This window comes from Pollutimonas rozaliensis (assembly GCF_048751585.1).
Taxonomy (GTDB): Bacteria; Pseudomonadota; Gammaproteobacteria; order Burkholderiales; family Burkholderiaceae_B.
The window spans coordinates 116178-142161 of record NZ_JAZHOB010000002.1 but is presented as its reverse complement, the minus strand read 5'-3'; the positions used below and the strand labels follow the sequence as shown (position 1 = coordinate 142161).

At 60.8% G+C, this 25984-nt stretch carries 24 protein-coding genes; 14 read left to right on the top strand and 10 right to left on the bottom strand.

The genetic code is table 11. The annotated features are described in order from the left end of the window. Positions 1–115 precede the first annotated feature (115 nt). Genes V0R37_RS03870 through V0R37_RS03860 form a run of 3 tightly spaced genes read right to left on the bottom strand, consistent with a single transcriptional unit; the run spans position 116 to position 3250 of the window. Entirely contained in the window at positions 116–1036 is a 921-nt protein-coding gene (locus V0R37_RS03870; RefSeq protein ID WP_420373256.1) for a ketopantoate reductase family protein, read from the bottom strand. Then, positions 1033–2217, bottom strand: a complete 1185-nt coding sequence (locus tag V0R37_RS03865; protein WP_420373255.1) for a mandelate racemase/muconate lactonizing enzyme family protein — start codon at positions 2215–2217, stop codon at positions 1033–1035. Before V0R37_RS03865 ends, V0R37_RS03870 begins: the two co-directional genes overlap by 4 nt. Before the next feature lie 25 nt (positions 2218–2242). Then, entirely contained in the window at positions 2243–3250 is a 1008-nt protein-coding gene (locus V0R37_RS03860) for a Bug family tripartite tricarboxylate transporter substrate binding protein (RefSeq protein ID WP_420373254.1), read from the bottom strand. Between the two features lie 212 nt (positions 3251–3462). Here V0R37_RS03860 and V0R37_RS03855 point away from each other — a divergent pair, with 212 nt between their 5' ends. The 6 genes from V0R37_RS03855 (at position 3463) to V0R37_RS03830 (ending at position 9441) form a co-directional block, all read left to right on the top strand. Next, on the top strand, positions 3463–4854 hold the full coding sequence (locus V0R37_RS03855) for a 3-isopropylmalate dehydratase large subunit (protein ID WP_420373630.1): 1392 nt from the start codon (positions 3463–3465) through the stop codon (positions 4852–4854). Beyond that, positions 4851–5459, top strand: coding sequence for a 3-isopropylmalate dehydratase small subunit (leuD, locus tag V0R37_RS03850; RefSeq protein ID WP_420373253.1), 609 nt, complete (start codon positions 4851–4853; stop codon positions 5457–5459). The genes V0R37_RS03855 and leuD overlap by 4 nt, the downstream gene beginning before the upstream one ends. Then, a complete protein-coding gene (locus V0R37_RS03845) occupies positions 5426–6475 on the top strand; it encodes a LacI family DNA-binding transcriptional regulator (protein ID WP_420373252.1) in 1050 nt (349 codons plus the stop codon). Before leuD ends, V0R37_RS03845 begins: the two co-directional genes overlap by 34 nt. 103 nt (positions 6476–6578) lie before the next feature. Continuing rightward, on the top strand, positions 6579–7751 hold the full coding sequence (gene dinB, locus V0R37_RS03840) for a DNA polymerase IV (protein WP_420373251.1): 1173 nt from the start codon (positions 6579–6581) through the stop codon (positions 7749–7751). A 197-nt stretch (positions 7752–7948) separates the two neighbouring features. Then, positions 7949–8758 (top strand): transporter substrate-binding domain-containing protein, encoded by an 810-nt coding sequence (locus V0R37_RS03835; RefSeq protein ID WP_420373250.1) that lies wholly within the window; start codon positions 7949–7951, stop codon positions 8756–8758. A gap of 20 nt (positions 8759–8778) precedes the next feature. Further along, positions 8779–9441: an amino acid ABC transporter permease gene (locus tag V0R37_RS03830; protein ID WP_420373249.1), complete on the top strand. Its 663-nt coding sequence runs from the start codon at positions 8779–8781 to the stop codon at positions 9439–9441. On the opposite strand, the gene V0R37_RS03825 is transcribed toward V0R37_RS03830, so the two are convergent. After that, positions 9438–10313: an MOSC domain-containing protein gene (locus tag V0R37_RS03825; RefSeq protein WP_420373248.1), complete on the bottom strand. Its 876-nt coding sequence runs from the start codon at positions 10311–10313 to the stop codon at positions 9438–9440. The two genes, V0R37_RS03830 and V0R37_RS03825, sit on opposite strands and share 4 nt — an antisense overlap. Before the next feature lie 91 nt (positions 10314–10404). Here V0R37_RS03825 and V0R37_RS03820 point away from each other — a divergent pair, with 91 nt between their 5' ends. Beyond that, a complete protein-coding gene (locus tag V0R37_RS03820) occupies positions 10405–11301 on the top strand; it encodes an EamA family transporter (protein ID WP_420373247.1) in 897 nt (298 codons plus the stop codon). A gap of 59 nt (positions 11302–11360) precedes the next feature. Continuing rightward, complete coding sequence (locus tag V0R37_RS03815; RefSeq protein ID WP_420373246.1) at positions 11361–12551, top strand: acetylornithine transaminase; 1191 nt, start codon at positions 11361–11363, stop codon at positions 12549–12551. 102 nt (positions 12552–12653) lie between these two features. Here the strand turns inward: V0R37_RS03815 and V0R37_RS03810 are convergent, their stop codons facing one another. Further along, positions 12654–14813 (bottom strand): malate synthase G, encoded by a 2160-nt coding sequence (locus V0R37_RS03810; protein WP_420373245.1) that lies wholly within the window; start codon positions 14811–14813, stop codon positions 12654–12656. 344 nt (positions 14814–15157) lie between these two features. On the opposite strand from V0R37_RS03810, the gene V0R37_RS03805 reads away from it, so the two are divergent. Next, positions 15158–15445: a 4a-hydroxytetrahydrobiopterin dehydratase gene (locus V0R37_RS03805; RefSeq protein ID WP_420373244.1), complete on the top strand. Its 288-nt coding sequence runs from the start codon at positions 15158–15160 to the stop codon at positions 15443–15445. 22 nt (positions 15446–15467) lie between these two features. Here V0R37_RS03805 and V0R37_RS03800 read toward each other — a convergent pair whose 3' ends face one another. Further along, a complete protein-coding gene (locus V0R37_RS03800; RefSeq protein WP_420373243.1) occupies positions 15468–16409 on the bottom strand; it encodes an AEC family transporter in 942 nt (313 codons plus the stop codon). A gap of 237 nt (positions 16410–16646) precedes the next feature. On the opposite strand from V0R37_RS03800, the gene V0R37_RS03795 reads away from it, so the two are divergent. After that, complete coding sequence (locus V0R37_RS03795) at positions 16647–18149, top strand: AMP nucleosidase (protein WP_420373242.1); 1503 nt, start codon at positions 16647–16649, stop codon at positions 18147–18149. 55 nt (positions 18150–18204) lie between these two features. Next, the gene (locus V0R37_RS03790) at positions 18205–18702 is read left to right on the top strand and encodes a nucleoside 2-deoxyribosyltransferase (protein ID WP_420373241.1); all 498 of its coding nucleotides are present in this window, start codon (positions 18205–18207) and stop codon (positions 18700–18702) included. Between the two features lie 114 nt (positions 18703–18816). Here the strand turns inward: V0R37_RS03790 and V0R37_RS03785 are convergent, their stop codons facing one another. The 4 genes from V0R37_RS03785 to V0R37_RS03770 form a co-directional block, all read right to left on the bottom strand. Further along, positions 18817–19848, bottom strand: a complete 1032-nt coding sequence (locus tag V0R37_RS03785; RefSeq protein ID WP_420373240.1) for a DctP family TRAP transporter solute-binding subunit — start codon at positions 19846–19848, stop codon at positions 18817–18819. 76 nt (positions 19849–19924) lie between these two features. Then, positions 19925–21223 (bottom strand): TRAP transporter large permease, encoded by a 1299-nt coding sequence (locus V0R37_RS03780; protein ID WP_420373239.1) that lies wholly within the window; start codon positions 21221–21223, stop codon positions 19925–19927. Then, the gene (locus V0R37_RS03775; protein ID WP_420373238.1) at positions 21220–21747 is read right to left on the bottom strand and encodes a TRAP transporter small permease; all 528 of its coding nucleotides are present in this window, start codon (positions 21745–21747) and stop codon (positions 21220–21222) included. Before V0R37_RS03775 ends, V0R37_RS03780 begins: the two co-directional genes overlap by 4 nt. Before the next feature lie 138 nt (positions 21748–21885). Beyond that, entirely contained in the window at positions 21886–22419 is a 534-nt protein-coding gene (locus V0R37_RS03770) for an SET domain-containing protein (RefSeq protein WP_420373237.1), read from the bottom strand. A gap of 79 nt (positions 22420–22498) precedes the next feature. Between V0R37_RS03770 and ilvB the strand changes: the two genes are divergently transcribed. The 3 genes from ilvB (at position 22499) to V0R37_RS03755 (ending at position 25933) form a co-directional block, all read left to right on the top strand. Continuing rightward, positions 22499–24244 (top strand): biosynthetic-type acetolactate synthase large subunit, encoded by a 1746-nt coding sequence (gene ilvB, locus V0R37_RS03765; protein WP_420373236.1) that lies wholly within the window; start codon positions 22499–22501, stop codon positions 24242–24244. A 106-nt stretch (positions 24245–24350) separates the two neighbouring features. Beyond that, on the top strand, positions 24351–25331 hold the full coding sequence (locus V0R37_RS03760; protein ID WP_420373235.1) for a TRAP transporter substrate-binding protein: 981 nt from the start codon (positions 24351–24353) through the stop codon (positions 25329–25331). 107 nt (positions 25332–25438) lie between these two features. Continuing rightward, complete coding sequence (locus tag V0R37_RS03755) at positions 25439–25933, top strand: TRAP transporter small permease (RefSeq protein WP_420373234.1); 495 nt, start codon at positions 25439–25441, stop codon at positions 25931–25933. Positions 25934–25984: the final 51 nt, after the last annotated feature.

The window sequence follows — 25984 nt, the reverse complement described above, 5'->3', positions numbered from 1 at the left end:
CGTTGATCGCCGTATGATCAGCGCACTGCAATTGTGCATTGCAGCGAGCAATAGCGCACCGGATATGTGCCGGACGATGCCGCCACGGCGATCAACGCCGGAAGCCGATCTGTGCTCAGCGACTGTTGAGGCTTTCCCGCTGCTTCACCAAAGCCGTCAGTACCTCGTTCACGGGTGCGCGCATTTCACATTTGCGGGCTTCCCGCGGTACGGCCCCGTTGATGAACTCCACTTCGCTCTTTCGCCCGCGTTCCAGATCCAGCAGCACGGAAGGCTTGGCATCGGGAATGCGAGCCGCAAAGGCGCGTACATGCGCCACGGGATCCTGGACGTTGATCGAGATGCCCAGGGCGCGCGCGATCTCCCAAGCTTCAATGGCCGCGGCTTGGCTGACCACCGACATTTCCGGGTCGTCCATGACTTGACCAACCGTCAGGCCGGTGATGGCGCAAGGCGCGCTGTAAGCGACATTGCAGATCAGTTTTTCCCATTGCATGCCCGCGACGTCAGGCACTGTTTCCGCATTGAATCCGGCGTCGCGCCATGCGGCGGCCACCGCTTCCAGCCGGTCGGCGTCCAGACCGCCATAGGCGCCCATCCGGACCGCCGCCATGCCGTTGTGATGGGCATGCCCGGCCTCGGGAAGCGACGCTCCGAACGCGGCGGCAATGCCGACAGCCAGGCGATCTTCGCCCACGGCCGCAGCCACGTCCTGGGCGCTGCCCAGACCGTTCTGGATGGCCAACACAACGGTGTGGCCGCCCAGCATGCAGCGGGCGTGCTGAGCCGCTACGCCGGCTTGCGCCGCCTTTACAGCGATGATTACCAAGTCGACGGTTTCATTGGGCGGGTCGACATATGCGCGGACGCGCGCCATGCGGTCTCCGCTGGCGCCTTCGAGGCGCAGCCCTTTCTGGTTGATCGCATCTATGTGTTCCCGCCATCGGTCGATGGCGATCACATCATGCCCGCAGGCGGCAAGCAGGCCGGCATACACGGACCCCATGGCCCCGCATCCTACGATGGCGATTTTCATTGTGCGATTCTTCCATATTCAATAAGCGATTTGAGCAGGGGAGCAAGCTCGGCTTTTTGTTCCAGCCCGAATCCGGGGGCGTCGGTGGGGCAGACCCTGCCGTCTCCAAGAGTGCAGGCATCGGCGTATCCGCCAAATGGCTGGAAGACGCCCGGATAGGCTTCGCAACCGCCCAGCCCCAAGCCCGATGCGATATGCAGGTTGATCAAGTGGCCGCCATGTGGGTGCATATTGCTTCGGTCGAAGCCGGCTGCTTCCAGGGCGGCAATCATGCGCAGGTATTCAGTAAGCCCATAAGCCAGCCCCGGATCCATCTGGAAGACATCGCGCTCCGGACGCATGCCGCCATAGCGCAGCAGGTTGTCCAGGTCCTGGACGGAGAACAGGTTCTCGCCGGTGGCGAGCCGTCCCTCGTAAGCCTGGGCCAAGTGATGGTTTGCGTGATAGTTCAAGGGATCGCATGCTTCCTCGAACCAGCGCAATCCGTATGGCTCGATGGCTTTCCCGTACTTCAGCGCGGTCGGAAGATCGAAGCAGCCGTTGGCGTCCACGGCCAGATTGGCCCCGTCGCCCGCGACGGCCAATGCCGACTCGATTCTCGTCAGATCGACGGCAAGCGCGGCACCGCCGATCTTCATTTTGAACTTGCTGAAACCGGAGTCCCGGTAACGGCGAAACTCGTCCTGGAGGCGTCCGATGTTGTCTCCTTCATAGTAGTAGCCTCCGGCCGCATAGACCGGGACGCTGGGCGAAGCAGAGTCCCGGCCGACCTGGCGTGCAATGTGCCGGTAGGCCGGCTCATCATTGAGCTTGGCGTTCAGGTCCCAGAACGCGAGTTCCAGCGCCCCCGCTGCCGCTGCCCGGTCGCCGTGGCCGCCCGGCTTTTCATTGCGCATCATTATTGCCAACGCCCTGCCCGGGTCGAAAGCGCTTCCGGTTCCGTTGAGCAGGCTGTCGGGCGGCGCCGCCAAAAGACGAGGGATCATTCTGTCGCGAAGGATGCCCGATTGTGCAAAGCGGCCGATCGAGTCGAATGCGAACCCGGTCAGCGGCTTGCCGTTACGGACCACATCGCTGACGATCGCGACAAGCGAAACGGTATGTTCCGCGAAGTTTACGAGCGAATTTGAAATGCTGCCTCTCAGGGGCACAGCCGTTTCGAAGATGTTGATGATGCGCATGAGTGTTGCTCTGTATCGAAAGAAACTACTGAAGGGTGATGTTGGCGGTCTTGATGATTTTTGCCCAGGCATCGATATCGTTCTTGATGCGGGCTGAAAATTCACTTCGGCTGTCCACCACGGGAATGGCGCCCAACCGCTCCATGTGCGCCGCCATCTCGGGCGTGGTCAGTACTTTTTTCAAAGTCTGATGCAGCTTGTCCAGCACGGCATCGGGAGTGCCCGCGGGAGCCAGCAGCCCGTACCAGCTGGGCGAATCGAAGTCCGCCACGCCGCTTTCAGCGATGGTGGGGATGGCCGGGGCGCCGGAGAATCGTTTGCCCGACGTGACGGCAATAGCCTTGAGTTTGCCGTCCGCCAGGAAGGGGCCGGCAACCGGCAAGGCCGTCATGAGCATCTGAATCTGGCCGGATACGACATCGGTGACGGCCTGGCCGCCGCTTTTGTATGGAATGTGCTGCATTTTGATGCCCGTTTCGTGCTTCAGCAGCTCGCCCGTTAGATGTCCCATGCTTCCCATGCCGGCCGAACCGAAATCAAGCGTCTGCCCGCCTTTTTTGCTTAGATTTATCAATTCGCCAACCGTATCGGCTTTGACAGATGGATTTGCCACCAGCACAAGCGGTACGACGACAACCCGTGAAATCGGCGCGAAGTCGGTACGGGGATTGAACGGGAGATCGGTATACAGGTTGGGATTGATGACCATCGTGCCGTCCGCCGCCAGCAGCAGCGTGTACCCGTCGGCCTGCGCTCTGGCGACGGCGTTGCTGCCGATATTGCCATTGGCGCCCGGACGGTTCTCCACCACGATGGTCTGGCCAAGGGCTGTTGCCAGGGCCGCGCCTACCGTTCGGCCAAGAATGTCGCTGGTGCCGCCGGCGCCGAAGGGAACGATTAAACGGATGGGTTTATCGGGGTACTCGGCGGCGGCGATCGGGACAACCATCAACCCGCAAGCCGACAGGGCGGCCGCGGCTGCCAGGCGGCGGATGCCGCCGGGGTGCGAAAGCCGCAGAATATTTTTAAACATAGTGTCTCCTTGTTCCTGCTTTTATGATTTCGTGCACACGTTTGCACTAAATAAACTATAATAGCGGTTGAATTTGCTTGTCAACCATAATTTACTTGGTTATTTTTATTTCATTTATAAAATGCACGTGTGCGCCATTGCCTGGCTTTTGCGTCCGGCAAGGGCCTGGCCGGCCAGGCATATTTCCTTATCAGGGGATTCAATTGGGAAGCATCCGAACGTTGTTTGACAAGATATGGGAAAGCCATCACGTGGCGACGCTTCCCGATGGCCGGCATTTGATCCATATAGATCGGCACCTTGTGCATGACTTGTCCAGCCCACAGGCGTTTTCAGGGTTGAGGGAGCAGGGCAGAGGGCTTGTCAGTCCGCAGCGCACAGTGGCTGTCGCCGATCACATGGTGCCGACCCATTCTGGACGGACCGAGGCATCCGCGGTGGCTGGCGGCGCGGAGATGATCAAGGCGCTTGAGGACAACGCCCGCGAGTTTGGCATTGTTCATTACGGCATGGCGCACGAGCGGCAGGGAATCGTCCATGTTGTTGCGCCGGAGCTTGGCATGGTGGTGCCGGGGATGACCGTGGTCTGCGGCGACAGCCACACATGTACGCTGGGTGCGCTGGGAGCATGGGCGTGGGGCATAGGAACGTCCGAGGTCGAGCATGTGCTTGCCACCCAGACACTCGTCATGCATCGTCCGAGCGCCGCCCGCTTGACCCTGTCGGGCGTAATGCAACGGGATCTGTCCGCGAAGGACCTGGCGCTGCATGTGCTGCGTCAGATCGGCGTGCATGGAACGATGGGGTTTCTGGAATTGGCGGGAGAATTGCCGCGCAGCCTTTCAATGGAAGGCCGGCTGACGCTATGCAATCTAGGCATTGAGGCAGGTGCGCGGGCCGCCGTGATTGCGCCGGACGATGTCACCTTTGCCTACCTGTCCGCCACCCGGCCGCACTTGTGCGGTTCGGGCGAAGCGCTTGCGGCCATGCGCCGCTTGCGATCCGATGATGGCGCGCGCTATGAGCGCGAGCTCTCCCTCGATGTGGCTTTGGACTCTCCCCAGATGACATGGGGCACCAGTCCCAGCCAGGTGGTGGGTGTGCACGAGCCGCTTCCGGCGATCGAAACCGCACAAGAGGGCCACATGCGTGAACGACTGAAGGCGGCGTATCGCTATATGGGCCTGGAGCCGGGGCGGCCCTTGGCCGGAACCCCCGTTCAGCGCGTGTTCATCGGCTCGTGCACCAATGGCCGGCTATCCGATCTGGAGGATGCGGCGCGCCTGATTGCCGGCCGAAAAATAGCGCCGTCCGTGCAGGCGCTGGTTGTCCCGGGCTCGAAAACCGTCAAGCGCGCGGCGGAACAACAAGGCCTGGATAAGCTGTTCCGCGATGCCGGATTCAGGTGGGGCGAACCTGGATGCTCGATGTGCGTCGGCATGAATGGCGACTATGTGTCGCCGGGTGAACGAAGCGTATCGACTACAAATCGCAACTTCGAAGGGCGGCAGGGTCCAGGGGCGCGTACCCACCTGGCAAGCCCGGCCAGCGCCGCGGCGGCGGCTCTGACCGGCGTGATAACCGATCACAGGGAGCTGATATGAAGCCCTTCAGTGAAGTTTCAGGCATCGTCTTGCCGGTGGATCAAGACAATGTCGATACCGATGCCATCATTCCCCAGCGGTGGCTGATCACCGTATCGCGCAGTGGCTTGGGCAAGGGGCTGTTCGGCGGCTGGAGGTATGACGGCGAAGGCCGGCCGCGGCCCGGCTTCGTCATGAATCTTGATGCTTTTCAGAATGCCAGCATCATTCTCAGCCGCTCCAACTACGGTTGCGGCTCATCGCGGGAACATGCTGTTTGGGCTCATCTGGATTATGGCATCCGTGTGGTGATCGCTTCCAGCTTCGGGCCGATTTTCTACGACAACGCACTGAAGAACGGACTTCTTCCCGTGGTGCTGCCTCCGGAGCAAGTGGCCGGGCTCATGGGGCAGATACACGAATCGCCCGGCGCTGCATGCCTGGTAAGTTTGACGGATAATACGGTCACAGGTCCCGATGGGCGCGGCTATCCCTTTGCACTGGATGCCGGTCGACGAGATTTGTTGCTTGCGGGGGCCGACGACATTGCCATCACCCTGCAAATGAGAGACCACATTGAAAGGTTCCAGGAATGTCAGCGCCTAACGAGTCCGTGGCTGGAATAGCCGCCCGGCCCAGTGTCACGATCAAGGATATCGCGAAGGCGCTGAATCTATCGCATACAACGATATCCCGCGCTTTGGCGGATCACCCGAAAATCAGCGAGGCCACCAAGGCCAGCGTGCGGCAGATGGCCCAGCAGATGGGCTATGTCGCAAACGGCCTGGCGCGCAATATCCGGGGCATGAACAGTCTGGTGATCGGCTTGATCATCCCGGACATCCAGAACGATTTTTATGCATCCATAGCGAAGATCGTGGCTGACGCGGCCACCGGCCAAGGCTTCCAGCTGGCGCTCAGCATCACCGAGGATAATTCCGAGCGCGAGCTGAAAGACCTGCGCGCCTTCATCGTTTCCCGGGCCGCGGGCATCATTGTCACGCCAACGTCGGAGCCCAAGGCCGAGACCTTGGCCTTGCTGCAGGGGGTGCCTGCCGTTCAATTGGTCCGCCAGGTGCCCGACATTCACAAAGAAGTCGTCGCCATTGACGACGAGGCGGCGGTACGTGCGGCCACCATGCACCTGATCAACTACGGGCATCGCCGTATCGCCTACGTGGGAACAACCACGGACTTCAGCTGTGGCATAGACCGCCTTGCCGGCTTTGATTCCGCCATGCGGGAGAACGCGCTGGATCCGAAGCTTGCTGTCGTCGGTTTGCCGCGGCCGGAGTTCGCGCAGCATGCGGTGCATCGCCTCATGACGCTGGCCGAACCGCCCACGGGGCTTGTCATAGGCAGTTCGAGCCTGACCATCGGCGCCCTTAAGGCATTGCGCAGCATACGGCTGTCATGCCCTGGCGATGTGTCCGTGGTGGGCTATGGCGACCCCGATTGGTTCGGTCTCGTGGGCGAGGGACTGACCACGGTTTCCCTGCCTGTACAGGCTATGGGCAACTATCTGATCAGCCTGCTGCTTGCGAAAATCAAGGACAACCAGCCGTCCGAATCCATATCGAGGGTGGCGTCGCGCTTTCCAGCGACGCTAACGATACGGGGCTCGACGAAGCTGCTGGCTTGAGGCAGCCGGACGGGTGGGCGATGCCGGATGCATATGAAAAGGCATCCCTTCATGCGCCGCGGTCTGTCTTATAATCCGCTGTGTATTTATACAGCCTGCCGTCATGGAATCCCCGCTGCCTTCCGCTTCCGCCGCGCGCCGCATCGCCCATCTTGATATGGATGCGTTCTACGCCTCTGTAGAGCTTTTGCGTTATCCCGAATTGCGCGGCCTGCCCGTCGTCATCGGGGCGGGCAGCGATGCGCAGCCCACGATGCTGCCGGACGGCACGCGAGCGTTTTCGCGCTTGCGCGGTTACGCCGGGCGCGGGGTGGTGACGACATCCACCTACGAGGCGCGCGCCTTGGGCGTCTTTTCGGCGATGGGCATGATGAAGGCGGCGCAGTTGGCGCCTGACGCCGTGCTGCTGCCGGTGGACTTTGCAACCTACCGGCACTATTCCCGCCTGTTCAAGGCCGCTGTGGCCGGCATCGCGCCGCATATCGAAGATCGCGGCATAGACGAAATCTATATTGACCTGAGCGCGCATCCGGAGGACGCGCTGGTGCTTGCCAAGCGCATCAAGGCGGCTGTCAGGGACGCCACGGGCCTGTCCTGTTCCATCGGTATTTCGCCCAACAAGCTCTTGTCCAAGATTGCCTCCGAACTGGACAAGCCCGATGGAATCACGATTATCGGTCCGGGCGACTTGCAGCGCCGGATATGGCCCCTGCCGGTCGGCAAGGTCAATGGCATAGGGCCCAAGGCCAACGCCAAGCTGTCGGGCCTGGGCATAAACACGATCGAGCAGTTGGCGGGGACGCCGCCCGATCTCTTGCAAAGCCACTTCGGCCTGAGCTATGCGCGTTGGCTGACAGAGGTGGCGCATGGCATCGACGAACGGCCCGTGGTTACGCATTCCGAACCCAAATCGATCAGCCGCGAAACGACGTTCGGCCGCGACCTTCATGTACTGCGCGACCGCGCGGCCCTATCGGAGGTCTTCGTGAAATTATGCGAGCAGCTGCAAGGCGATTTGCTGCGCAAAGGCTATGTTGGGCGTACCATAGGCATCAAGCTGCGCTTCGACAATTTTCGCACGGTAACCCGTGACCTGACTTTGCCTTATCCCACCGCGGACGCGGCAGCCATCCACCGCGCCGCCGGCCAGTGCCTGAAGCGCATTCCTCTGGAACACCGCATACGCTTGCTGGGCGTACGCATCAGCGGCCTGCAGGCGCAGTCCGCAACGCAGGCCCCGCTGGACGGGCAGCCCGTCCAGCTCAGTCTTTATTGATGGAAGCCAGGCCGAGTTTTAATAATAAAATTGCCTTATATGCTTGTTCTATATTTCCGTTTGGAATATATAAGTAATTATCCTGTAGTTATAAAACGGCGTGAAGCTTGTTAGCATCACAGACTCAGGCGGACAAGACTCTCGGTCCCGCGGCTTATCGTATTGGCCCGCTTTCACTGGATTAAGGCAGGAAGAACATGAAGATTTCTCGTTTTGTGCGCGGCGTGCTCGCCGCAGGTGTGACGGCAGTCTCGGCAATGGCCGCCAGCGGCGCCTACGCCGCCGATTTGCTCGACACGGTAAAAGAACGCGGCACCTTGATTGTGGGCGTGGAGGGCACATATCCCCCGTTCAATTATGTGGATACCAAGACTGGGCAGCTTGAAGGCTTCGATATCGAAGTGGCCAAGCTGGTCGGCGATAAGCTTGGCGTGAAGACGCAGTTCGTCAAGACGGAATGGAGCGCCATCCTGGCGGGCCTCAGCTCCGGGAAGTTCGACGTTATCGTGAACCAGGTGGGCATTACGCCGGAACGCCAGAAGGCCTTCGACTTCTCGGTGCCCTACGTGGCGTCCAGCCCCCAGCTTATTTTGCGCAAGAGCGACGATAGCGGCTACAAGAGCTTTGCCGACCTGAAAGGCAAGAAGCTGGGCGTTTCGCAAGGCAGCAACTACGAGGCCCTGGCCAAGGCGCAAGAGGGCGTGACCGTAAAAAGCTATCCGGGCGCGCCCGAGTATCTATCGGACCTGGTCAGCAAGCGCGTCGATGCCGCCCTCAATGATCAACTGATGACGGCGTACCTGGTCAAGACGTCCAATATCCCCATCAAGGGCGGCGCTATCGTGGGCGAGCCCAAGTTCAACGGCATTCCGTTCAGGAAGGGCAATCCCAAGTTCGAAGCGGCCGTGAACAAGGCGCTGGAAGACTCATTCGCCAGCGGCGAGTTCGCCAAGATTTCCACGAAATGGTTCGGCATCGACGTCAGCAAGGTCAGAAAGCCCGAATAGGCTGGAAACAAAAATAGACCATGGATTTCGTCGAACTGATGGCCCTGGCCGGGCCTATACTCCTGAAGGGGACCGGCTACACGCTGATTTTTGCCTTTTCCGCCATGTTCGGCGGACTCCTGGTGGGTTTTGTGCTGGCCGTGGCGCGTATCGTCCCCAGCCGCTGGAGCCAGGTGCCGGCCACGGTCTATGTCAGCATGATGCGCGGTACGCCGCTGCTGGTGCAGGTCTTCATTATTTATTACGGCCTGCCCAGCATCGGTATTTCCTTCGAGCCTCTTACGGCCGGTGTGCTTGCGCTAAGCCTGAACGCCGGTGCGTATATTTCCGAAAGCCTGCGCGGCGCCATCGTGGGCATTACGCGCGGCCAATGGTCGGCGGGCTACAGCCTGGGCCTGACCTACTCGCAGAACCTGTACTACGTCGTTTTGCCGCAAGCATTGCGCCTGGCGGTTCCGTCCATGAGCAATACGCTGATCAGCCTGATCAAGGATACCTCGCTGGTCTCCGTGATAACGGTCACCGAGCTGCTGCTGGCCACCAAGGACGTCATCGCCACGACGTTCCAGCCCTTGCCTTTGTACCTGGCGGCTGCCGGCATCTACTGGATTCTGAGCATCTGCCTGGAGCATGTCCAGGTCCGGCTGGAAAAATACTTCGGACGCAGCACGCGCAGCGCTTAGACGTCGAATTCGGGTTCGATCCGCTCGCCCACACGCAGGGTGGCGCCCAAGCCGGCGCCGGCCACCACGGCATTCACGCCGAACAGCACGCCTTCTGGGAATAAACGGTGTTCAGCCAAGGTAAGGCCCGGCTCGCTGGCCGACAGGGCGGTGGCCTGGTCTATGTTGGGTATGGGACAGCGGGCGCAGCGCTTCACGAAGGCAAAGTGCATGCCGCCGCCCAGGCGCATGCCCGATAGATAGTCCTCTTCGTAGGGATCCAGCCCCTGCACGACAATGTTTGGACGGAAGCGGTTCATGGGCACGGCTTGCTGCCCCTTGGCGTGCAGGCGGCGGTTCAGTTCGTCCAGGGAGCCTTGGTTGGCGACCAGGAAGGGAAAGCCGTCGGCGAAGCCGAACCGGTGCTTGACCGGGAAATCGGCCGCCGTATCGTAATGCTTCAAACGCCAGTCCTGGACATGCTGGGGACTGGCAATCCGTTCGGCTTCCGGATGGACGCGCAACAGACGGCAGGTCACGCCAAGGAAAGCGGAAAGCCAGGCCGCGACTTCATCGCCTTCATCGAATCCCAGGGTGTCCGATCGCCAGATCCGAACCGGCACTTGCGCCGGTTCGGAGGTTTCGATCAGCCATGGAACCGTGATGACGGGCATGCCGGGGGCATGGAGCGTCAGGTCGCCGGCCTGGAAGCCGGGCTGTATCAAGGCCATCCGGGCGTACTGGCGCTGTGTCATGAACAGGCCCTTGCCATCGACAATGACCCATTGCCTGTCCAGTAGCAGTCCGCTTTGACTGATGCTTGCCTGGGCATGGTCGATGCCGGCGCAGGATTTGACCGGGTAGCTGTGCAAGCTAAGGATGGATGCTGTCATGGCATTGTCGAGGGTTGTCGGTGGCTATCGGAAGGGTGCTGCGCCATAGCGCATAATACCGCTTTCATAAAAGCATCCGCGAAGGATTTGCATGCCTTTGAAAGATTGGCTGGCGGCGTTGATTGTGGTCACGGCCTGGGGTTTGAATTTCGTGGTCATCAAGATCGGCCTGGGCGAAGTGCCGCCGCTGCTGCTGGGCGCCTTGCGGTTCATTGTTGTGGCGTTTCCCGCCATTTTCTTCATCCGACGCCCGCAACTGCCCTGGCGCACCATTGTGCTCTATGGCCTGACGATCAGCCTGGGCCAATTCGTCTTTCTGTTCACGGCCATGCATGTGGGCATGCCGGCGGGGCTGGCCTCGCTGGTCCTGCAATCGCAGGCCTTCTTTACCGTGCTGATCGCCGCAGTGCTGCTGGGCGAGGGCGTGCGCTGGCCCAATGTGCTGGGGATGGCCGTGGCGGTCGCCGGACTGGTCCTGATCGAGCGGGGCGCCGCGCCCGGATCGATGCCGGTCCTGGGCTTTGTGCTGACACTGGCGGCCGCATTGAGCTGGGCGGCGGGCAATATCGTGGCCAAGAGCGCCGGCAAGGTCGATATGCTGAGCCTGGTGGTATGGGGCGCCCTGATCCCGCCCCTGCCTTTTCTTGCCTTGTCCTGGCTCGTGGAAGGTCCGGACGTCATACGGGACAGCCTGGCGGGCATCAGCCATGTGGGCATCCTGTCGGTGATCTACCTGGCTTTGGTGGCGACGATTGTGGGCTACGTGCTGTGGGGACGCTTGCTGGTCCGCCATCCGGCCAGCAAAGTGGCTCCCTTGAGCTTGCTTGTGCCATTGGTCGGCTTGCTGTCGTCGGCCTGGTTCCTGGATGAGCGCCTGGCGGCGGTGCAGTGGCTGGGCGGCCTGATCGTCATGCTGGGGCTTGCTGTCAATGTGTTCGGCCAGCGTTTTGCGCGGGCTCTGAAGGGCGCCGCCGGGGCACTGCGTTAAAATCCGCTATGGCAGGGCTTGCTGCCATTATTTCCTTTTCTTGATTACAGGATGGCAAAATGAAATTTGATCGGTCGGGCGTGGACGCGCTGATGGAAATAACCAAGCGTCCCGAGCTGGTTTTTGTGCGCGGGCAAGGCTCGTGGCTGGAAGACCACAACGGCAAGCGATACCTGGATTTCGTCCAGGGCTGGGCGGTGAACTGCCTGGGGCATTGTCCTGCCGGCGTCGTCAAGGCCATCAACGAACAATCCGCGCTGCTGATCAACCCGTCGCCGGCTTTCTATAACAAGCCTTCGATGGATCTGGCGCAACGCCTGACTGCCGCATCCTGTTTCGATCGTATTTTCTTTGCCAACAGCGGCGCCGAGGCCAACGAAGGCGCCATCAAGCTGGCGCGCAAATGGGGACAGTTGCACCGCAACGGGGCCTACAAGATCATTACCTTCGACCATAGCTTCCATGGCCGTACGCTGGCAACCATGTCGGCATCGGGCAAGCCGGGCTGGGACACCATTTTCGCGCCCCAGGTCGACGGTTTCCCCAAGGCCCGCCTGAACGATATCGAGTCGGTGCGCGCATTGGTCGACGACAAGACGGTCGCCATCATGCTGGAACCCGTACAAGGCGAAGCGGGCGTCATTCCGGCAACCGCCGAGTTCATGCAGGCCTTGCGCAAGCTTGCCGATGACCAGGGCCTATTGCTGATCGTGGACGAGGTCCAGACCGGCCTGGGCCGCTGCGGCAAGCTATTCGCCTACGAGCTTTCCGGCGTAACGCCCGACATCATGACCCTGGGCAAGGGCATAGGCGGAGGCGTGCCCCTGGCGGCCTTGTGCGCCCGCGAGGAAGTATCGGTTTTTGCGCATGGCGACCAGGGCGGCACCTATAACGGCAATCCCTTGATGACGGCGGCCGGAGTGGCGGTCTTCGACATCCTGACCGCGCCCGGCTTCCTGGATTCAGTCAACGCGCGCGCGTCCCAACTGTCCGAAGGCCTGCTGGATTTATCGAAGAAGTGGGGCATGAAGGGCGAGCGCGGCGAAGGCCTGCTGCGCGCCTTGATCCTCGATCGTGACGATGGCGGCACCATTGTCGACACCGCCCGCGACTGGGCTCCCGAAGGCATGCTGTTGAATGCGCCGCGTCCCAATCTGCTGCGCTTCATGCCGGCACTGAACGTCACAGCCGAAGAGATTGATCTGATGCTGGCTCGGCTGGATGAGGTGGTGGCCAAGGTGCGAGCTTAGCTGTCGGGGAGGTTCCGCAAGTAAAAAAAGCAGCCGCGGCTGCTTTTTTTATGCCGAACCGCTACGGCGGCTACGCCACATTTGGCGTAGCCGCATTCCAGCCTATTGAGCCTTGACGACTTGCCGCCATTGATGCAGCAAAGGCTCGGTATAGCCATTGGGCTGCTCCAATCCCTTAAATACCAGGTCGCAGGCGGCCTTGTAAGCCGCCGAGGTATCGAAGTGGCCGGCCATGGGGCGGTACAGGGGATCGCCGGCATTCTGGCCATCGACCACGGCCGCCATGCGCTGCATGGTTTCCGTTATTTGCTCTTTGCTGACGACGCCATGGCGCAGCCAGTTGGCCATGTGCTGGCTGGAGATGCGCAAGGTTGCGCGGTCTTCCATCAGGCCCACGTCATGGATGTCGGGTACCTTGGAGCAGCCTATGCCCTGGTCGATCCAGCGCACCACATAGCCCAGGATGCCCTGCGCGTTGTTATCCAGCTCTTCCTGGATTTCCTGCGCCGACCAGTTGGTGTCCGCCGCCACGGGGATGGTCAGTATCTTGTCGAGCAGGGGCTCGGATTTGCCTTCCATGCCGCGCTGGATTTCCTGCACGTCGACCTGATGGTAATGAAGGGCATGCAGCGTGGCCGCTGTGGGCGAGGGCACCCAGGCGGTATTGCCGCCGGCTTTCAGGTGGCCGATTTTCTGTACCAGCATGTCGGCCATCAGGTCGGGCATGGCCCACATGCCTTTGCCGATCTGGGCCTGGCCCCGCAGGCCGCATTCCAGGCCTGTTTGTACATTATTGCGTTCGTAGGCGTCGATCCAGACGCTGCGTTTCATGTCGCCCTTGCGCACCATGGGGCCGGCCTCCATGGAGGTGTGCATTTCATCGCCGGTGCGATCCAGGAAGCCGGTATTGATGAAGGCGACGCGTTCGCGTGCCTGGGCGATGCATGCCTTCAAGTTGGCGCTGGTGCGGCGCTCTTCGTCCATGATGCCCATCTTGATGGTGTTGGGCGCCAGGCCCAGCAAGGCCTCGGTGCGCGAGAACAGTTCGCTGGCGAAGGCGACTTCGTCGGGACCGTGCATTTTGGGCTTGACGATGTAAACGGAACCGCTGCGCGAATTGCCGCCCCGCTTCAGGTCGTGCATGGCGATCAGCGAAGTGAACACCGCGTCCAGTATGCCTTCCGGAACTTCCTTGCCTTGCTCGTCGAGCACCGCCGGATTGGTCATGAGGTGGCCCACGTTGCGGATGAACATCAGCGAACGGCCATGCAGGGACTGGGTATCGCCGTTGGCATCGGTGTACTGGCGATCGGGATTCAGGGCGCGGGTGAAGGTCTTGCAGCCCTTGCTGACTTCCTCGGTCAGCTTGCCGGTCATCAAGCCCAGCCAATTGCGGTAGGCGCAGACTTTGTCTTCGGCATCGACGGCTGCGATGGAGTCCTCGCAATCCATGATGGTGGTAATGGCCGATTCCAGCAGTACGTCTTTGACGCCGGCCTGGTCCTGTTGGCCTATGGGGTGGTTTTTGTCGATCTGGATCTCGAAATGCAGGCCATTGTGCTTGAACACCAGCGCCTCCGGCGCGGCGGCGTCGCCGCGATAGCCCAGGAACAGGGCGGGCTGCGCCAGGCCCGTCTGTTGGCCGGATTTCAGCGATACCTGGACCTGGCCATTGGCGACGGCATAGGCGGTCGCGTCGTTGTGCGAGCCCTGGGCCAGCGGAATGCTGTCGTCCAGGAAGCGGCGCGCGAACGCAATGACCTTGGCCCCGCGCACAGGGTTGTAGCCGCCCGCGCGCTCGGCGCCGTCGGCTTCGGGGATGGCGTCGGTACCGTAGAGTGCGTCGTAGAGGCTGCCCCAGCGCGCATTGGCGGCATTCAGCGCATAGCGCGCATTGGTGATCGGCACCACCAGTTGCGGCCCGGCCTGCTGGGTGATTTCCGTGTCCACCTTGCTGGTTTTGACGGCGACCGATGCAGGGGCGTCCTGCAGGTAGCCGATCTTGCGCAGGAAAGCCTGGTAGGCGCCGGCATCCTTGATGGGGCCCGGGTTCTGGCGATACCAGTTGTCCAATTCGGCCTGGAGGCGATCGCGCTCGGCAAGCAGCGCTCGGTTCCTGGGTGCCAGGTCGTGAACAAGTTTGTCGAAGCCGGACCAGAACGCATCGGAAGCGACACCTGTGCCGGGAAGGGCCTCGCGCTCGACAAATTGATAAAGCTCGGTGGCAACCTGAAGCCGCTTGCAGGATGTTCGTTCGGTCATCGCAGTTCCTTTGAAGAGGATTGATAAAAGAATTCGGGCGCGCAAAGTGCCGCCAGGGGCTGGGCCTGTATAGGCTTTGTAACCTGGAGCGAGTAGACTGTTATCAGGTCTCGCGCGGGCATTGCCATGTGTGGGCCGGCGTTGTTTCGTTTTTTTGCTGCAAATAATGGCGGCAGCCCATATACGAACGGCGCAGGCCTATTATGGACTGGACCGTAAAAGTACTCAACATCATCCAAAGTCAAAGGACTTGCTACTAAAAGTTCCTTATCTGGCACCGAATGCATCGCATCGCGGTGTGACCGCGCATTTCTTTCTGACTACCCCGGACACAGGAGAACATCATGAAGAATCAACTGAAATTGATCGGCGCGCCATCGGCTTTGCTGCTGCTGGAGGGCTGGTCGGCAATAGAAGGGCGCGACGCCATTCACAAAACCTTCATTTTCAAGAATTTCAATGAAGCATTCGGCTTCATGACCCAGGCGGCCATGCAGGCTGAAAAGCTGGATCACCATCCCGAATGGACGAATGTCTATAACCGGGTCAGCGTGACATTGACCACCCACGATGCCAAAGGGGTGACGGAGCGAGATATCGCTTTGGCCGCGTTCATGGACCAGCTTGTCTGAACGCGGGGGAATATTCGCGGCGCTAGCCGGCGCCGCCGGGCAGCCAGGCCACCAGCACGGACACCGTCGCCAGCGAAAGAATGGTCGATAGCAGAATGGCCCGCGACGTAATCGCGGGTTCGCGCTCGTACAGCTTGGCCAGCATGAAGGGACCGGTTCCCACAGGCAGGGCGGCCAGCAGCACAGCCGTGGCGGCCCACAAGGGCGGCATATCGAATACCCAGTACACCAGCGCAAAGGCGATGATAGGGTGCAGCAGCAGCTTCAGGGCCACAATGCGCCAGACGGCGCCGTGATGCTCGGTGGGCTGGCCCTGTGCCAGGAAAAGTCCTATGGTGATTAGCGCGCAGGGGCTGGCGGCGGCGCCCAGCAAGGTCGTGAACTGCTCCACGGCATAGGGCAGGGGCCATTCAAGAATCGCAACCAGCGTGCCCAGCAGCGGCGCGGCCACCAATGGATTGCGCGCCAGGGAAACAGCCACTTTACCCACGGTACGCAGCACATTGGGCGAGCCCAGCAGATCGATCTCGATCAGGACGATGGAGAAGGCGAACAGCACGCAGGCGGTCAGCAGGGTGGTGATGATGACCGGCGGCAGGCTGGCTTCGCCGAACAGCATCAGGCATAGCGGGATGCCCATGAACCCGGCGTTGGAATACGATGCGGCCAGCCCTTCTATGCTGGCATCGGCCAGCCTTCCGCGGCGTTGGCGATCCATCATGTAGGACACCAGGAACACCGCCGCGATGGCCAGGCTGGAGGCGGCAACGAAGCCGGGCTGGTTGACTTGTTCCCAGGTGATTTTCGCCATGGCCTGGAACAGCAGGGCGGGCAGGGCCAGCCACACCACGAATTTATTCAGGCTATCGACGGCGCCCGGCCCCAGCAGCCGCCTGCGGGCGCTGATGTAGCCGAGCAGTATGAGCGCGAACAGGGGAAAGACGGCATTGACGATGACGCTCAAGGTAGGTTCCGGCCGGTGACTCCATTTTTAAATCAACCGTGAACGGTGTGGGCTTCGCTTGCCGTACAAATGTACTGTTTGCGCTACGCCTTCGTGTTCACAATTGATCTGGAAACGGAATAAGTTCAGTTCGAGCGTATTAAAGCAAATATTTGCCGGACGCGGTTGCATTGCACCCATTCAACATATAGTGTCATAGTAGATTTATATCCTGTTATTTTTTGTGGGTAGTGCATTATGTTTGACTCTTCGGATTCCATCGACTCCACCGTCCTGCCCCCCGCGATCCATTTCAAGAGCTTCACGGACGCCCGGGCGGCGGTGGAGCGGCTGGTGGAAATCTATGAACGCAACACGGCATTCATCCGCGATCAGTTCGCCGACTATGCCAAAGGTGGCTGGAGCGGCAGGCAGCGGGTCCGCGCCTACTATCCCGCCATACGGATCAAGGTGGATACCTATCAGGAGGTCGACAGCCGCCTGTCTTATGGCCATGTGGTGGAGCCCGGCGGCTACATGACCACGGTGACCCAGCCTGCGCTGTATTTCGATTACTTGCTGGAGCAGATCGGCCTGCTGATCAAGAATCACGGGGTGCCGGTGGAAATCGGCGAATCCGATATGCCCATTCCCCTGCATTTTTCCTTCGGCGACGGGCAGTATGTCGAGGGGGTGTATTCCGACAAGCTGCTGGGCGATTCCCTGCGCGATCGCTTCGACGTTCCCGAACTGGCCGTCACGGACGACGCCATCGTGAATGGCACCTGGCTGGGCAAATTGGGCGAGCCCTTGCCGCTGGCCCCGTTCACCGCGCCCCGAGTGGACTATTCCCTGCATCGCCTGCAGCATTACACCGCGACCGCCCCCCAGCACTTCCAGAATTTTGTGCTGTTCACCAACTACCAGTTCTATGTCGATGAGTTCTGCCAATGGGCCAAGGAAACCCTGGCCCAGGGCGAGGGCGGCTATACGGCGCTGGTGGAGCCGGGCAACGTCATCACCCGCGCGGGCGCGGACATGGAGCGCGTCGGCCTGCCGCTGATGCGCATGCCGCAAATGCCGTCCTATCACCTGGTGCGCGACAAGCACATGGGGATCACGCTGATCAACATCGGCGTGGGGCCGTCCAATGCCAAGACCATAACCGATCACGTAGCGGTGCTGCGTCCTTCCGCATGGCTGATGCTGGGCCACTGCGCGGGCTTGCGCACCACGCAGCGCCTGGGCGACTATGTCCTGGCGCATGGCTATGTGCGGCAGGACCATGTGCTGGACGACGACCTGCCCATCTGGGTGCCGGTGCCGCCGCTGGCGGAGATACAGATTGCACTGGAGCAGGCGGTGGCCGATGTCTCGGGCCTGTCGGGCTGGGAATTGAAGAAAATCATGCGCACCGGCACGGTGGCATCCATCGACAACCGCAATTGGGAATTGCGGGATCACCACGAGCCCGTCCAACGCTTGTCGCAGTCGCGCGCGATCGCGCTCGATATGGAATCGGCAACCATTGCCGCCAACGGCTTCCGCTTCCGGGTCCCATACGGCACCTTGCTGTGCGTTTCCGACAAACCCTTGCATGGTGAGCTGAAGCTGCCCGGCATGGCCAGCGACTTCTATCGCACACAAGTCGGCCAGCATTTGCATATAGGCATACGGGCGCTGGAGCTCTTGCGCGATATGCCGCGCGAACGGCTGCATTCGCGCAAGCTGCGTAGCTTCATCGAAACGGCATTCAAGTAAGGCAGGGCCGCCGTTCCTTTATCGGAGGCGCGGCCGGCCTTGCACGGGAGAGGATATGAAATCAGTTTATCTGGCGGGCTTCGACGTGTTCCGCCCCGATGCCCGGGAATGGGGCGAGACCCTGAAGGACCTGTGCAGCAAATACGGTTTCAACGGTTTGTATCCGCTGGACAACGAGGCGCCCCGCAGCCTGACCGGAGCCGAACTGGCTTTATGGATATACCGGGCAAATATTGCCTTGATTCACAAAGCCGACATGATGGCGGCCAACATGAATGCCTTTCGCGGCGCCGAGCCGGATTCGGGCACAGCCTTCGAAGTCGGCTATGCCGTGGCGCTGGGCAAGCCGGTCTGGGCCTATACCGACGACTCCCGGCCGCTGGTCCAGCAAATTCCGGGCATCCGGCAGCCGGGCGGCCCCGCGTATACCGACACTCAGGGCTACACCATAGAAGACTTCGGCCTTAACCTGAACCTGATGATTGCTTGCAGCAGCCAGGTGATCATCGGCACGGTGGAGGATTGCCTGGGCGAGATGGCCGCTCACGCCTGAGCATTTCGCAATGCGGGCCATAGGTCGGGCGTAAGGTGTTTTTCCGCGCACTTGCACGGCGGGAAGCCATGCATCGCTTCCCGCCGGTTGCGGGGAGCGATGCGATGATGGCAATTACTTCTTGCGGGCCGCAATATCCTTTTGCGCCTGATTGACCAGGTCTTCGCCTATGGTCTTTTTCCATTTGTCGAACACGGGCTTGGTTGCCTTGACGAAGGCATCGTGCTGTTCGGGCGTCAGGCTGGTGACGGTGACGCCATGGCTTTCGATGTCTTTCAGCATGGAAGGATCTTCAGGCGTCACGCCTTTGCGGGCAATGACGATTTCCTGCTTGGCGGCTTCGATGGCGGCATCGCGCACAATCTTGCGGTCGGCCTCGGTCCAGGATTCCCAGACCTGCTTGTTCACCACGAATACGAGCGGATCGGCTACGTAATTCCACAAGGTCAGGTGCTTTTGAGCCACGTCGTACAGCTTGGCGCCGGCATAAATGGACAAGGGGTTTTCCTGGCCGTCGACCGCGCCGGTGGCCAGTGCGGGCTGCGCATCGGCCCAGCTCATCTGGGTGGGATTGGCCCCCAGGGCGGTGAAGGTGTCGATGTACAGCGGCGATCCGACCACGCGCAGCTTCATGCCTTTCAGGTCTTCAGGCATCTTGACATCGCGTTTGGAATTGCTGAGCTGGCGATAGCCGTTCTCGCCCCAGGCCAGCGGCACGACCCCGGACTTTTCGATGTCCTTGAACAGCTTCTTGCCCACTTCGCCATGGATCAACGCGTCGATGGCGGCGTAATCCGGCATCAGGAAGGGCAGGGAGAACAGGTTCAGTTGCTTGATCTGCGGGGACCAATTGATGGTCGAACCGATGGCCATGTCGATGATGCCTTGGCGGATGGCGGTGAATTCGCGCGTCTGGTCGCCTTGCACCAGAGACGTGCCGGGATAAATCTTGATATTGATGCGGCCTTCGGTGCGTTCCTTGACCAGCTTGGACCAGATTTCGGCGCCCTGGCCCCATGGGAAAGTGGTGCCGACGACGATGGACAGCTTGTATTCGGATTTATAGTTGGCCGCATGGGCGGTGGACGTTGCGGCCAGCGCCGCCACCGCGCACGTGATGGCGCCAAGCAATGAACGGATTTTCATGAAGTCTCCTCTCGGGGTGTGTCAATGCACGGGAAAGCCAGGGGCGCTATGCCGCTGGCGGATAAGGTTGCGGCTTCTAGAAGCCAAGATAGCGAGGCAGCCACAGGGCCAGCTCCGGGAACACGATAACCAGTACAAGCACGGAAAGCATCGATGCCAGCAGCCAGCCCACCCAGCGCACCGTGCTTTCCATGGGAACCTTGGCAATGCGGCAGGACACCATCAGGTTCACGGCCAGCGGCGGGGTGAACTGCCCCACCGCCACCATCAGCGTCAGGATCACTCCGAACCATACCGCGTCCCACTGATAGGTGTTGGCGATGGGCATGAGCAGCGGCACGAAAATCAGGAAGATGGATATGCCGTCCAGGAACATGCCCAGGACGATCAGCAGCAGGATCAGCAGCGTCAGTACGCCGTATTCCCCAAGCCCCGAGTTGACGATGGCGCGGGTGATGGGATCGATCACGCTCAATGTGGACAGTGCCCAGGCGAAGATGCCGGCCAGCGTCACCACCAGCATGATGACGGCCGAGAGCTCGGCGGCTTCGCGCAATATTGTGAACAGATCGCGTATCTTGATGGTGCGATGGATGCACATGCCTACGAAAAGGCCGTAGAAGACGGCAACGACAGCCGCTTCGGTGGGCGTGAAATAGCCCATGCGCATGCCGCCAAGGATAATGACCGGCGCAATCAGCCCCCAGGCCGCTTCGTACAGGCTGGCCCAGAACGGCGGACGCGGCAGGCTGCTTTCCAGGCTTCCCATCTTGTGGCGCCTGGCCAGCCAGACGGACGGCACGATCAGCGCAATGCCCGCCATGATGCCCGGCACCATGCCGGCCGCAAACAGGGCGGGCACCGATGCCTGCGGCACCAGGATGGAATAGACGATGAAGGCGATGGAAGGCGGAATCAGGATGTCGGTCGAGGCGCCGGCCGCCACGATGCTGGCCGAGAAAGGTTTGGGATAACCCGCGCGGGTCATCGCGCCTATCATCACGGCGCCGACCGCCGCGGCGCAGGCCGGGCCCGAGCCCGAAATGCCCCCCAGGAACATGGCCACGGCAATCGCCACGAGCGGCAGCATGCCGGGGCCGCGGCCGACGATGGCGATGGCGAAATTGACCAGGCGGCTGGCCACGCCCGAACGGTCGAAAATCGATCCGACCAGCACGAACATGGGAATGGCCAGCAGCGGATACTTGGCCAGCCCCGCGTAGAAGCTTTGCGGCACGGCCAGCAGGCCGAACCACTGCGTGTCCAGGTTGGACATCACGATGGCCAGGGTGCCGGCGATGCCCAGCGCCACCCCGACCGGCATGCCAATGACCATCAGCACGACAAAGACGATGAACAGCGTGGTGACGATCATGGGGCGCCCCGCAGCAAGCGGCGCAGCATGCCGGCGATGCGCAAGGTGATCGCGAAGGACAGCACCGGCATCCAGATCGAATACCACCAGGTGGGCACGCCGATGGCCGGCGAGGTGTCGCCCCAGTTGTATTCATCGAGCGCCATGCGCGCGGACAGGATGGTGAGCAACACGAAGAAGGCCAGGACCAGCGAATAGCTGACCAGCGCCAGCGTGCGCCGCCGCGCCGGCGTGCCGCCGTCGGCGAAGAGTTCAATGCGTATGTGCTGGTTGCGCACGAAGGCCGTCGCGCCGGCCGTCATGGTCAACACGATAAGCAGGAATACGGAGATTTCTTCCGTCCAGGCAAAGGAACTGTCGGTAAGGTAGCGGATCAGCACGTTGGCAAAGGTGATGATCGCCAGGGCGGCCATGATGAGCACCGAGATCCAGTCTTCGATTTTAAGCGGTACTTTGACGGGAGGGTCCGCCGTCTCGGGCAAAATGGGTTCGATGGGTTCGTCGGCGTGATTCGGGGAAGACATGGGATGCAATGATATACAGCTGTTTTTATGTGATAGCCGACATGCTAACGCGCCACGCCGTTTTTGATAGCCCGGGGTTTCCCGTGTTTGGATACGTAAAAAGGGCGACTTATGCGCAAGCCGCCCCCCAATATCCGCTCAGGCCTCTTTGCCGCGCGGCTTCTTTTTCTTTGCCCCTTCCTTGTCTTTCCCGGCTTTTACCGACTTCTTCTTCGGCAGGGCCAGCATGGTGCCGCGGCAGTCTTTCTTTCCGCAAAGACATTGGTATTGGCGGCGCAAGGTCTTGGTGATGCGCCCTTCCATGATCAAGCCGTAGTCGTAGAAAAGCTCATCGCCGGCAGGGATGTCGTGCAATGCGACGATATAGACCTTTTTGCCGCTGGCATTTTCCTGGGCTTCGCAATTCGGTCCGCAGGAGTGGTTGATCCACCGCGCGTCATTGCCCTTTTCGCCGCCGTCGATGATCTTGCCGCTGCTGAGCGAAAAGAAAAAGGTATGGAAGGGGTCGTCGGGATTCACCGGATGCTTGGCGTCGGCCTGCTCCGCGGTGATGCGCTTGCCTTTGTATTCGATGATTTGCGTGCCCGCCGGAATGTCGCGGGCGGCGAATACGCCTGTGCCGTGCAAGGTCGATTGCTTGACCAGATGCCAGGATTCGGATGCTTGAGTCATAAAGGGGATATCTGAAGCCGTAGGGAAAAGAGAATAAACTTCTGCAATACCGATATCTTATGCAATAAAGCGCCATACCGTGAATACTTCTACAGAAACCAGCAGCCGAAACGGCGCGCAAGCCTTGCTTGAGACCTTGATCGCGCATGGCGTGGACACCATTTTCGGCTATCCGGGCGGTGCCGTGCTGCCTTTGTACGATGCCTTGTACTCGGAGCCGCGCATACGCCACGTACTGGTCAGGCACGAACAAGGCGCCATGCATGCCGCCGAAGGCTATGCCCGGTCCACCGGCAAGCCGGGCGTGGTCGTGGTGACCTCGGGTCCGGGCATGGCCAATACCGCATCGGGGCTGCTTGATGCCATGTGCGATTCGATACCTGTGCTGTGCATCAGCGGCCAGGTGGCCACCAGCGCGATAGGCACCGATGCCTTCCAGGAGTGCGATGCCATCGGTATTTCGCGCCCCGTCACCAAGTGGAATGCGCAAATTCGCCGTACCGAAGACGTGGCCGGCATGGCGGGCAAGGCGTATCGCCTGACCACCTCGCGCCGCCCCGGTCCGGTGCTGCTGGACTTTCCCAAGGACATGCAGATAGGACTGGTACCCGAGGCGGCTGCCGCCGAACCGGCCGATGCCGAGCCGGGCATCGAGACAGCCAGCCCGGCCACCGAGGCGGCCATCAAGCGCGCCGCCGCGCTGATCGCCAATGCCAAGCGCCCGGTTTTTTATGGCGGCGGCGGCCTGATCAATTCAGGCCTGGACGCCTGCCACGCCTACACGGCCCTGGTGCAGGACATGGGCGCCCCATGCACCTTGACCTTGATGGGCTTGGGCGCCTTTCCGGCCGACGATCCTCTGTTCCTGGGCATGCTGGGCATGCACGGAACGCTGGAGGCCAATCTGGCCATGCATCACGCCGACCTGATCATCTGCGTGGGCGCGCGCTTCGATGATCGTATAACCGGACGGCTCTCGGACTTTTGCCCGCACGCCAGCAAGATTCATCTGGACATCGATCCGGCATCCATCAACAAGGTGGTGCGCGCCGACGTTGCGCTGGTGGGCGATTGCTATCCAATGCTGCGAGCCTTGCGTAAAGAACTTGCGCAAATTCAATTGGAGGCCAGCCGGCTGGATGCCTGGTGGCAGCGTATAGCGGTGTGGCGCGCCAAGGACTGCCTGAAGGTCGAGCCCTCGCATGAGCATATCCTTCCCCAGCATTTGATGCGCAAGCTGGATCAAGTGCTGACCGGCACCGATGCCATCATCTCCACCGACGTGGGACAGCATCAGATGTGGGCCGCGCAATACATCAAGTTCAACCGCCCCAATCGTTGGCTGACCTCCGGCGGCGCAGGCACCATGGGCTATGGCTTGCCCGCCGCCATCGGCGCGCAGATAGCGCATCCCGGCAAGACTGTCGTATGCGTCAGCGGCGACGCGTCGGTGCTGATGAATATCCAGGAACTGGCCACCGCGACCCAGCATCAGACGCCCGTCAAGCTGGTGTTGTGCAACAACGGCCACATGGGCATGGTGCGCCAATGGCAGGAACTGATACACGACGGCCGCTACAGCCATAGCTACAACGCTTCGTTGCCGGATTTCGTGGCGCTGGCCAAGGCCTTCGGCTGGGGCGCCGCGCGTGTGGAGAACCCGGCCGAGCTGGATGCCGCGCTGGCCGAGTGCATGGCGTACGACGGTCCATTCTTCCTGGATGTGGTGGTGCTGTCCCAGGAAAACTGCTTCCCCATGATGCCGGCCGGATATGGCCATCAGCAAGTCATGCTGTCCGAAGACAATTGGTACGTCGAGGACTAAGCAGGCGGTCCCGGGAATGGACACCTAGAAAACCCCAATATTCCTTGAGCGGCGATTCAGGTACAACTCTGGGCTCTGTGTCACATTAATGAGTGTTGGGGAAAAAATGCGTAAATCCGGTTTATTCAGGTGCTTGCTTGCCGTATCCGTGGCTGGTGTGTTTGCCGCCGCGCCGGCTCTGGCCGAAACAACGTTGAAAATGGCCTATGCCCTATCGACGAATTCGCACTATGGCGCGGGCGCCGACGCATTCGCCAAAGCCATCGAAGGCGGCAGCAAAGGCCAGTTCAAGATTCAGCAATTTCCCAACAGTGCCCTGGGCGGAGAGCGCGAGGTCATCGAAGGCCTGCAACTGGGAACCATCGACCTGGCCATCGTTTCCACCGGCGCCACCTTGAACTTCGTGCCCAAGACCGGCGTGTTCGACATTCCTTTCCTGTTCCGCGACCTGGCGCATGCGCGCAAGGTGCTTGACGGCGATATCGGCCAGCAGATGCTTGCCGAATTTCCCAAGCGCGGCCTGGTGGCCCTGGCCTGGGGCGAGCAGGGCTTCCGGCAACTGACCAACAATGTGCGTCCGGTCGCCAAGCCCGAGGACGCCAAGGGCCTGAAGATCCGCACCACCGAGAACCCCATACACATTGCCGCTTTCCGGCAGTTGGGCGTGCTGGCCACGCCGATGGCATGGCCGGAAGTTGCCACGGCCTTGCAGCAGGGCACGATAGACGGTCAGGAAAATCCGCTATCCGTCATTGTGTCGGCCAAATTGCCTCAACTGCAAAAATACCTGTCCCTGACGGCCCACGTATACGGTCCGGCGCTGGTGCTGATGTCGCCCAATGCCTACGACGGGCTGTCCGACGCCGACAAGGTCGCCTTCAAGGCTGCCGGGCATGACGCGGCGGTGGCCATGCGCAACTACGTCGACGCGGTTGAAAAGAGCGGCATCGAGGAAGTCAAGAAGCAGGGCATGCAGGTCAATACCGTGGATCACGCCGCCTTCGTCAAGGCAGTCCAGCCTGTGTACCCGCAGTATTACAAGCAGTTCGGCAAAGAGTTGGTCGAGTCCATACAGAACACAAAGTAAGTCATGGGCATCAAGCGCTGATACCGGGGCTGGCCTGCGCCAGCCCTTGTCTTTCTTCCGGCAAATTGCGTTTTAAGCGCTTGGCGCGGCACATACAGGACAAGGCAGTGACATTCATTCGCTCTCTGGATCGTTCCCTCTTCCGGCTGGTTTCGATCATTACCCAGTTGCTTATTCTTTCCGCCGTCGCGGCCGGCTTCTATCAGGTTATTTCACGGTTCGTCCTGGAATCCCCGGCGGACTGGAGCGAAGCCTGGACACGCGCCTCGCTGATCTGGACAGTCATGCTTGGAGTGGCCCTGGCCTTCAGGCAGGGCGCCATGCTTAGCGTCGAGATGCTGCACAGTTTCCTGGCGCCGCGCAACAAACGCTGGCTGGAGCACTTGATCCTGGTCATATGCCTGGGCTTTCTGGGCTTCATGGCCTGGGTGGGCGGGCAAATGTCGTGGCGCGTACGCTTCCAAACCATGCCCAGCCTCGAAGTATCGATTTCGTGGGTATATCTTGCCATCCCCGTCGGCATGACGCTGGCCATATTGGCCGTCCTGGCTCATTGGGCCGAAGGGCCGCGCAAGGCAATCGTCGATGACACGGTCATCTGATGCGCAGCGCGCGGCCGACTCTTAACTTGTTAACGGATTGAACCGGGTGAC

Bases quoted from the DNA above. Each gene is read 5' to 3' on its own strand.
- V0R37_RS03795 (WP_420373242.1), top strand. From the start codon at position 16,647: ATGTTTGACTCTTCGGATTCCATCGACTCCACCGTCCTGCCCCCCGCG.
- V0R37_RS03860 (WP_420373254.1), bottom strand. From the start codon at position 3,250: ATGTTTAAAAATATTCTGCGGCTTTCGCACCCCGGCGGCATCCGCCGC.
- leuD (WP_420373253.1), top strand. From the start codon at position 4,851: ATGAAGCCCTTCAGTGAAGTTTCAGGCATCGTCTTGCCGGTGGATCAA.
- V0R37_RS03835 (WP_420373250.1), top strand. From the start codon at position 7,949: ATGAAGATTTCTCGTTTTGTGCGCGGCGTGCTCGCCGCAGGTGTGACG.
- V0R37_RS03775 (WP_420373238.1), bottom strand. From the start codon at position 21,747: ATGTCTTCCCCGAATCACGCCGACGAACCCATCGAACCCATTTTGCCC.
- V0R37_RS03845 (WP_420373252.1), top strand. From the start codon at position 5,426: ATGTCAGCGCCTAACGAGTCCGTGGCTGGAATAGCCGCCCGGCCCAGT.
- V0R37_RS03825 (WP_420373248.1), bottom strand. From the start codon at position 10,313: ATGACAGCATCCATCCTTAGCTTGCACAGCTACCCGGTCAAATCCTGC.
- V0R37_RS03870 (WP_420373256.1), bottom strand. From the start codon at position 1,036: ATGAAAATCGCCATCGTAGGATGCGGGGCCATGGGGTCCGTGTATGCC.
- V0R37_RS03820 (WP_420373247.1), top strand. From the start codon at position 10,405: ATGCCTTTGAAAGATTGGCTGGCGGCGTTGATTGTGGTCACGGCCTGG.
- V0R37_RS03830 (WP_420373249.1), top strand. From the start codon at position 8,779: ATGGATTTCGTCGAACTGATGGCCCTGGCCGGGCCTATACTCCTGAAG.
- V0R37_RS03785 (WP_420373240.1), bottom strand. From the start codon at position 19,848: ATGAAAATCCGTTCATTGCTTGGCGCCATCACGTGCGCGGTGGCGGCG.
- V0R37_RS03760 (WP_420373235.1), top strand. From the start codon at position 24,351: ATGCGTAAATCCGGTTTATTCAGGTGCTTGCTTGCCGTATCCGTGGCT.
- V0R37_RS03770 (WP_420373237.1), bottom strand. From the start codon at position 22,419: ATGACTCAAGCATCCGAATCCTGGCATCTGGTCAAGCAATCGACCTTG.
- V0R37_RS03815 (WP_420373246.1), top strand. From the start codon at position 11,361: ATGAAATTTGATCGGTCGGGCGTGGACGCGCTGATGGAAATAACCAAG.
- V0R37_RS03780 (WP_420373239.1), bottom strand. From the start codon at position 21,223: ATGATCGTCACCACGCTGTTCATCGTCTTTGTCGTGCTGATGGTCATT.
- dinB (WP_420373251.1), top strand. From the start codon at position 6,579: ATGGAATCCCCGCTGCCTTCCGCTTCCGCCGCGCGCCGCATCGCCCAT.
- V0R37_RS03865 (WP_420373255.1), bottom strand. From the start codon at position 2,217: ATGCGCATCATCAACATCTTCGAAACGGCTGTGCCCCTGAGAGGCAGC.
- V0R37_RS03805 (WP_420373244.1), top strand. From the start codon at position 15,158: ATGAAGAATCAACTGAAATTGATCGGCGCGCCATCGGCTTTGCTGCTG.
- V0R37_RS03790 (WP_420373241.1), top strand. From the start codon at position 18,205: ATGAAATCAGTTTATCTGGCGGGCTTCGACGTGTTCCGCCCCGATGCC.
- V0R37_RS03810 (WP_420373245.1), bottom strand. From the start codon at position 14,813: ATGACCGAACGAACATCCTGCAAGCGGCTTCAGGTTGCCACCGAGCTT.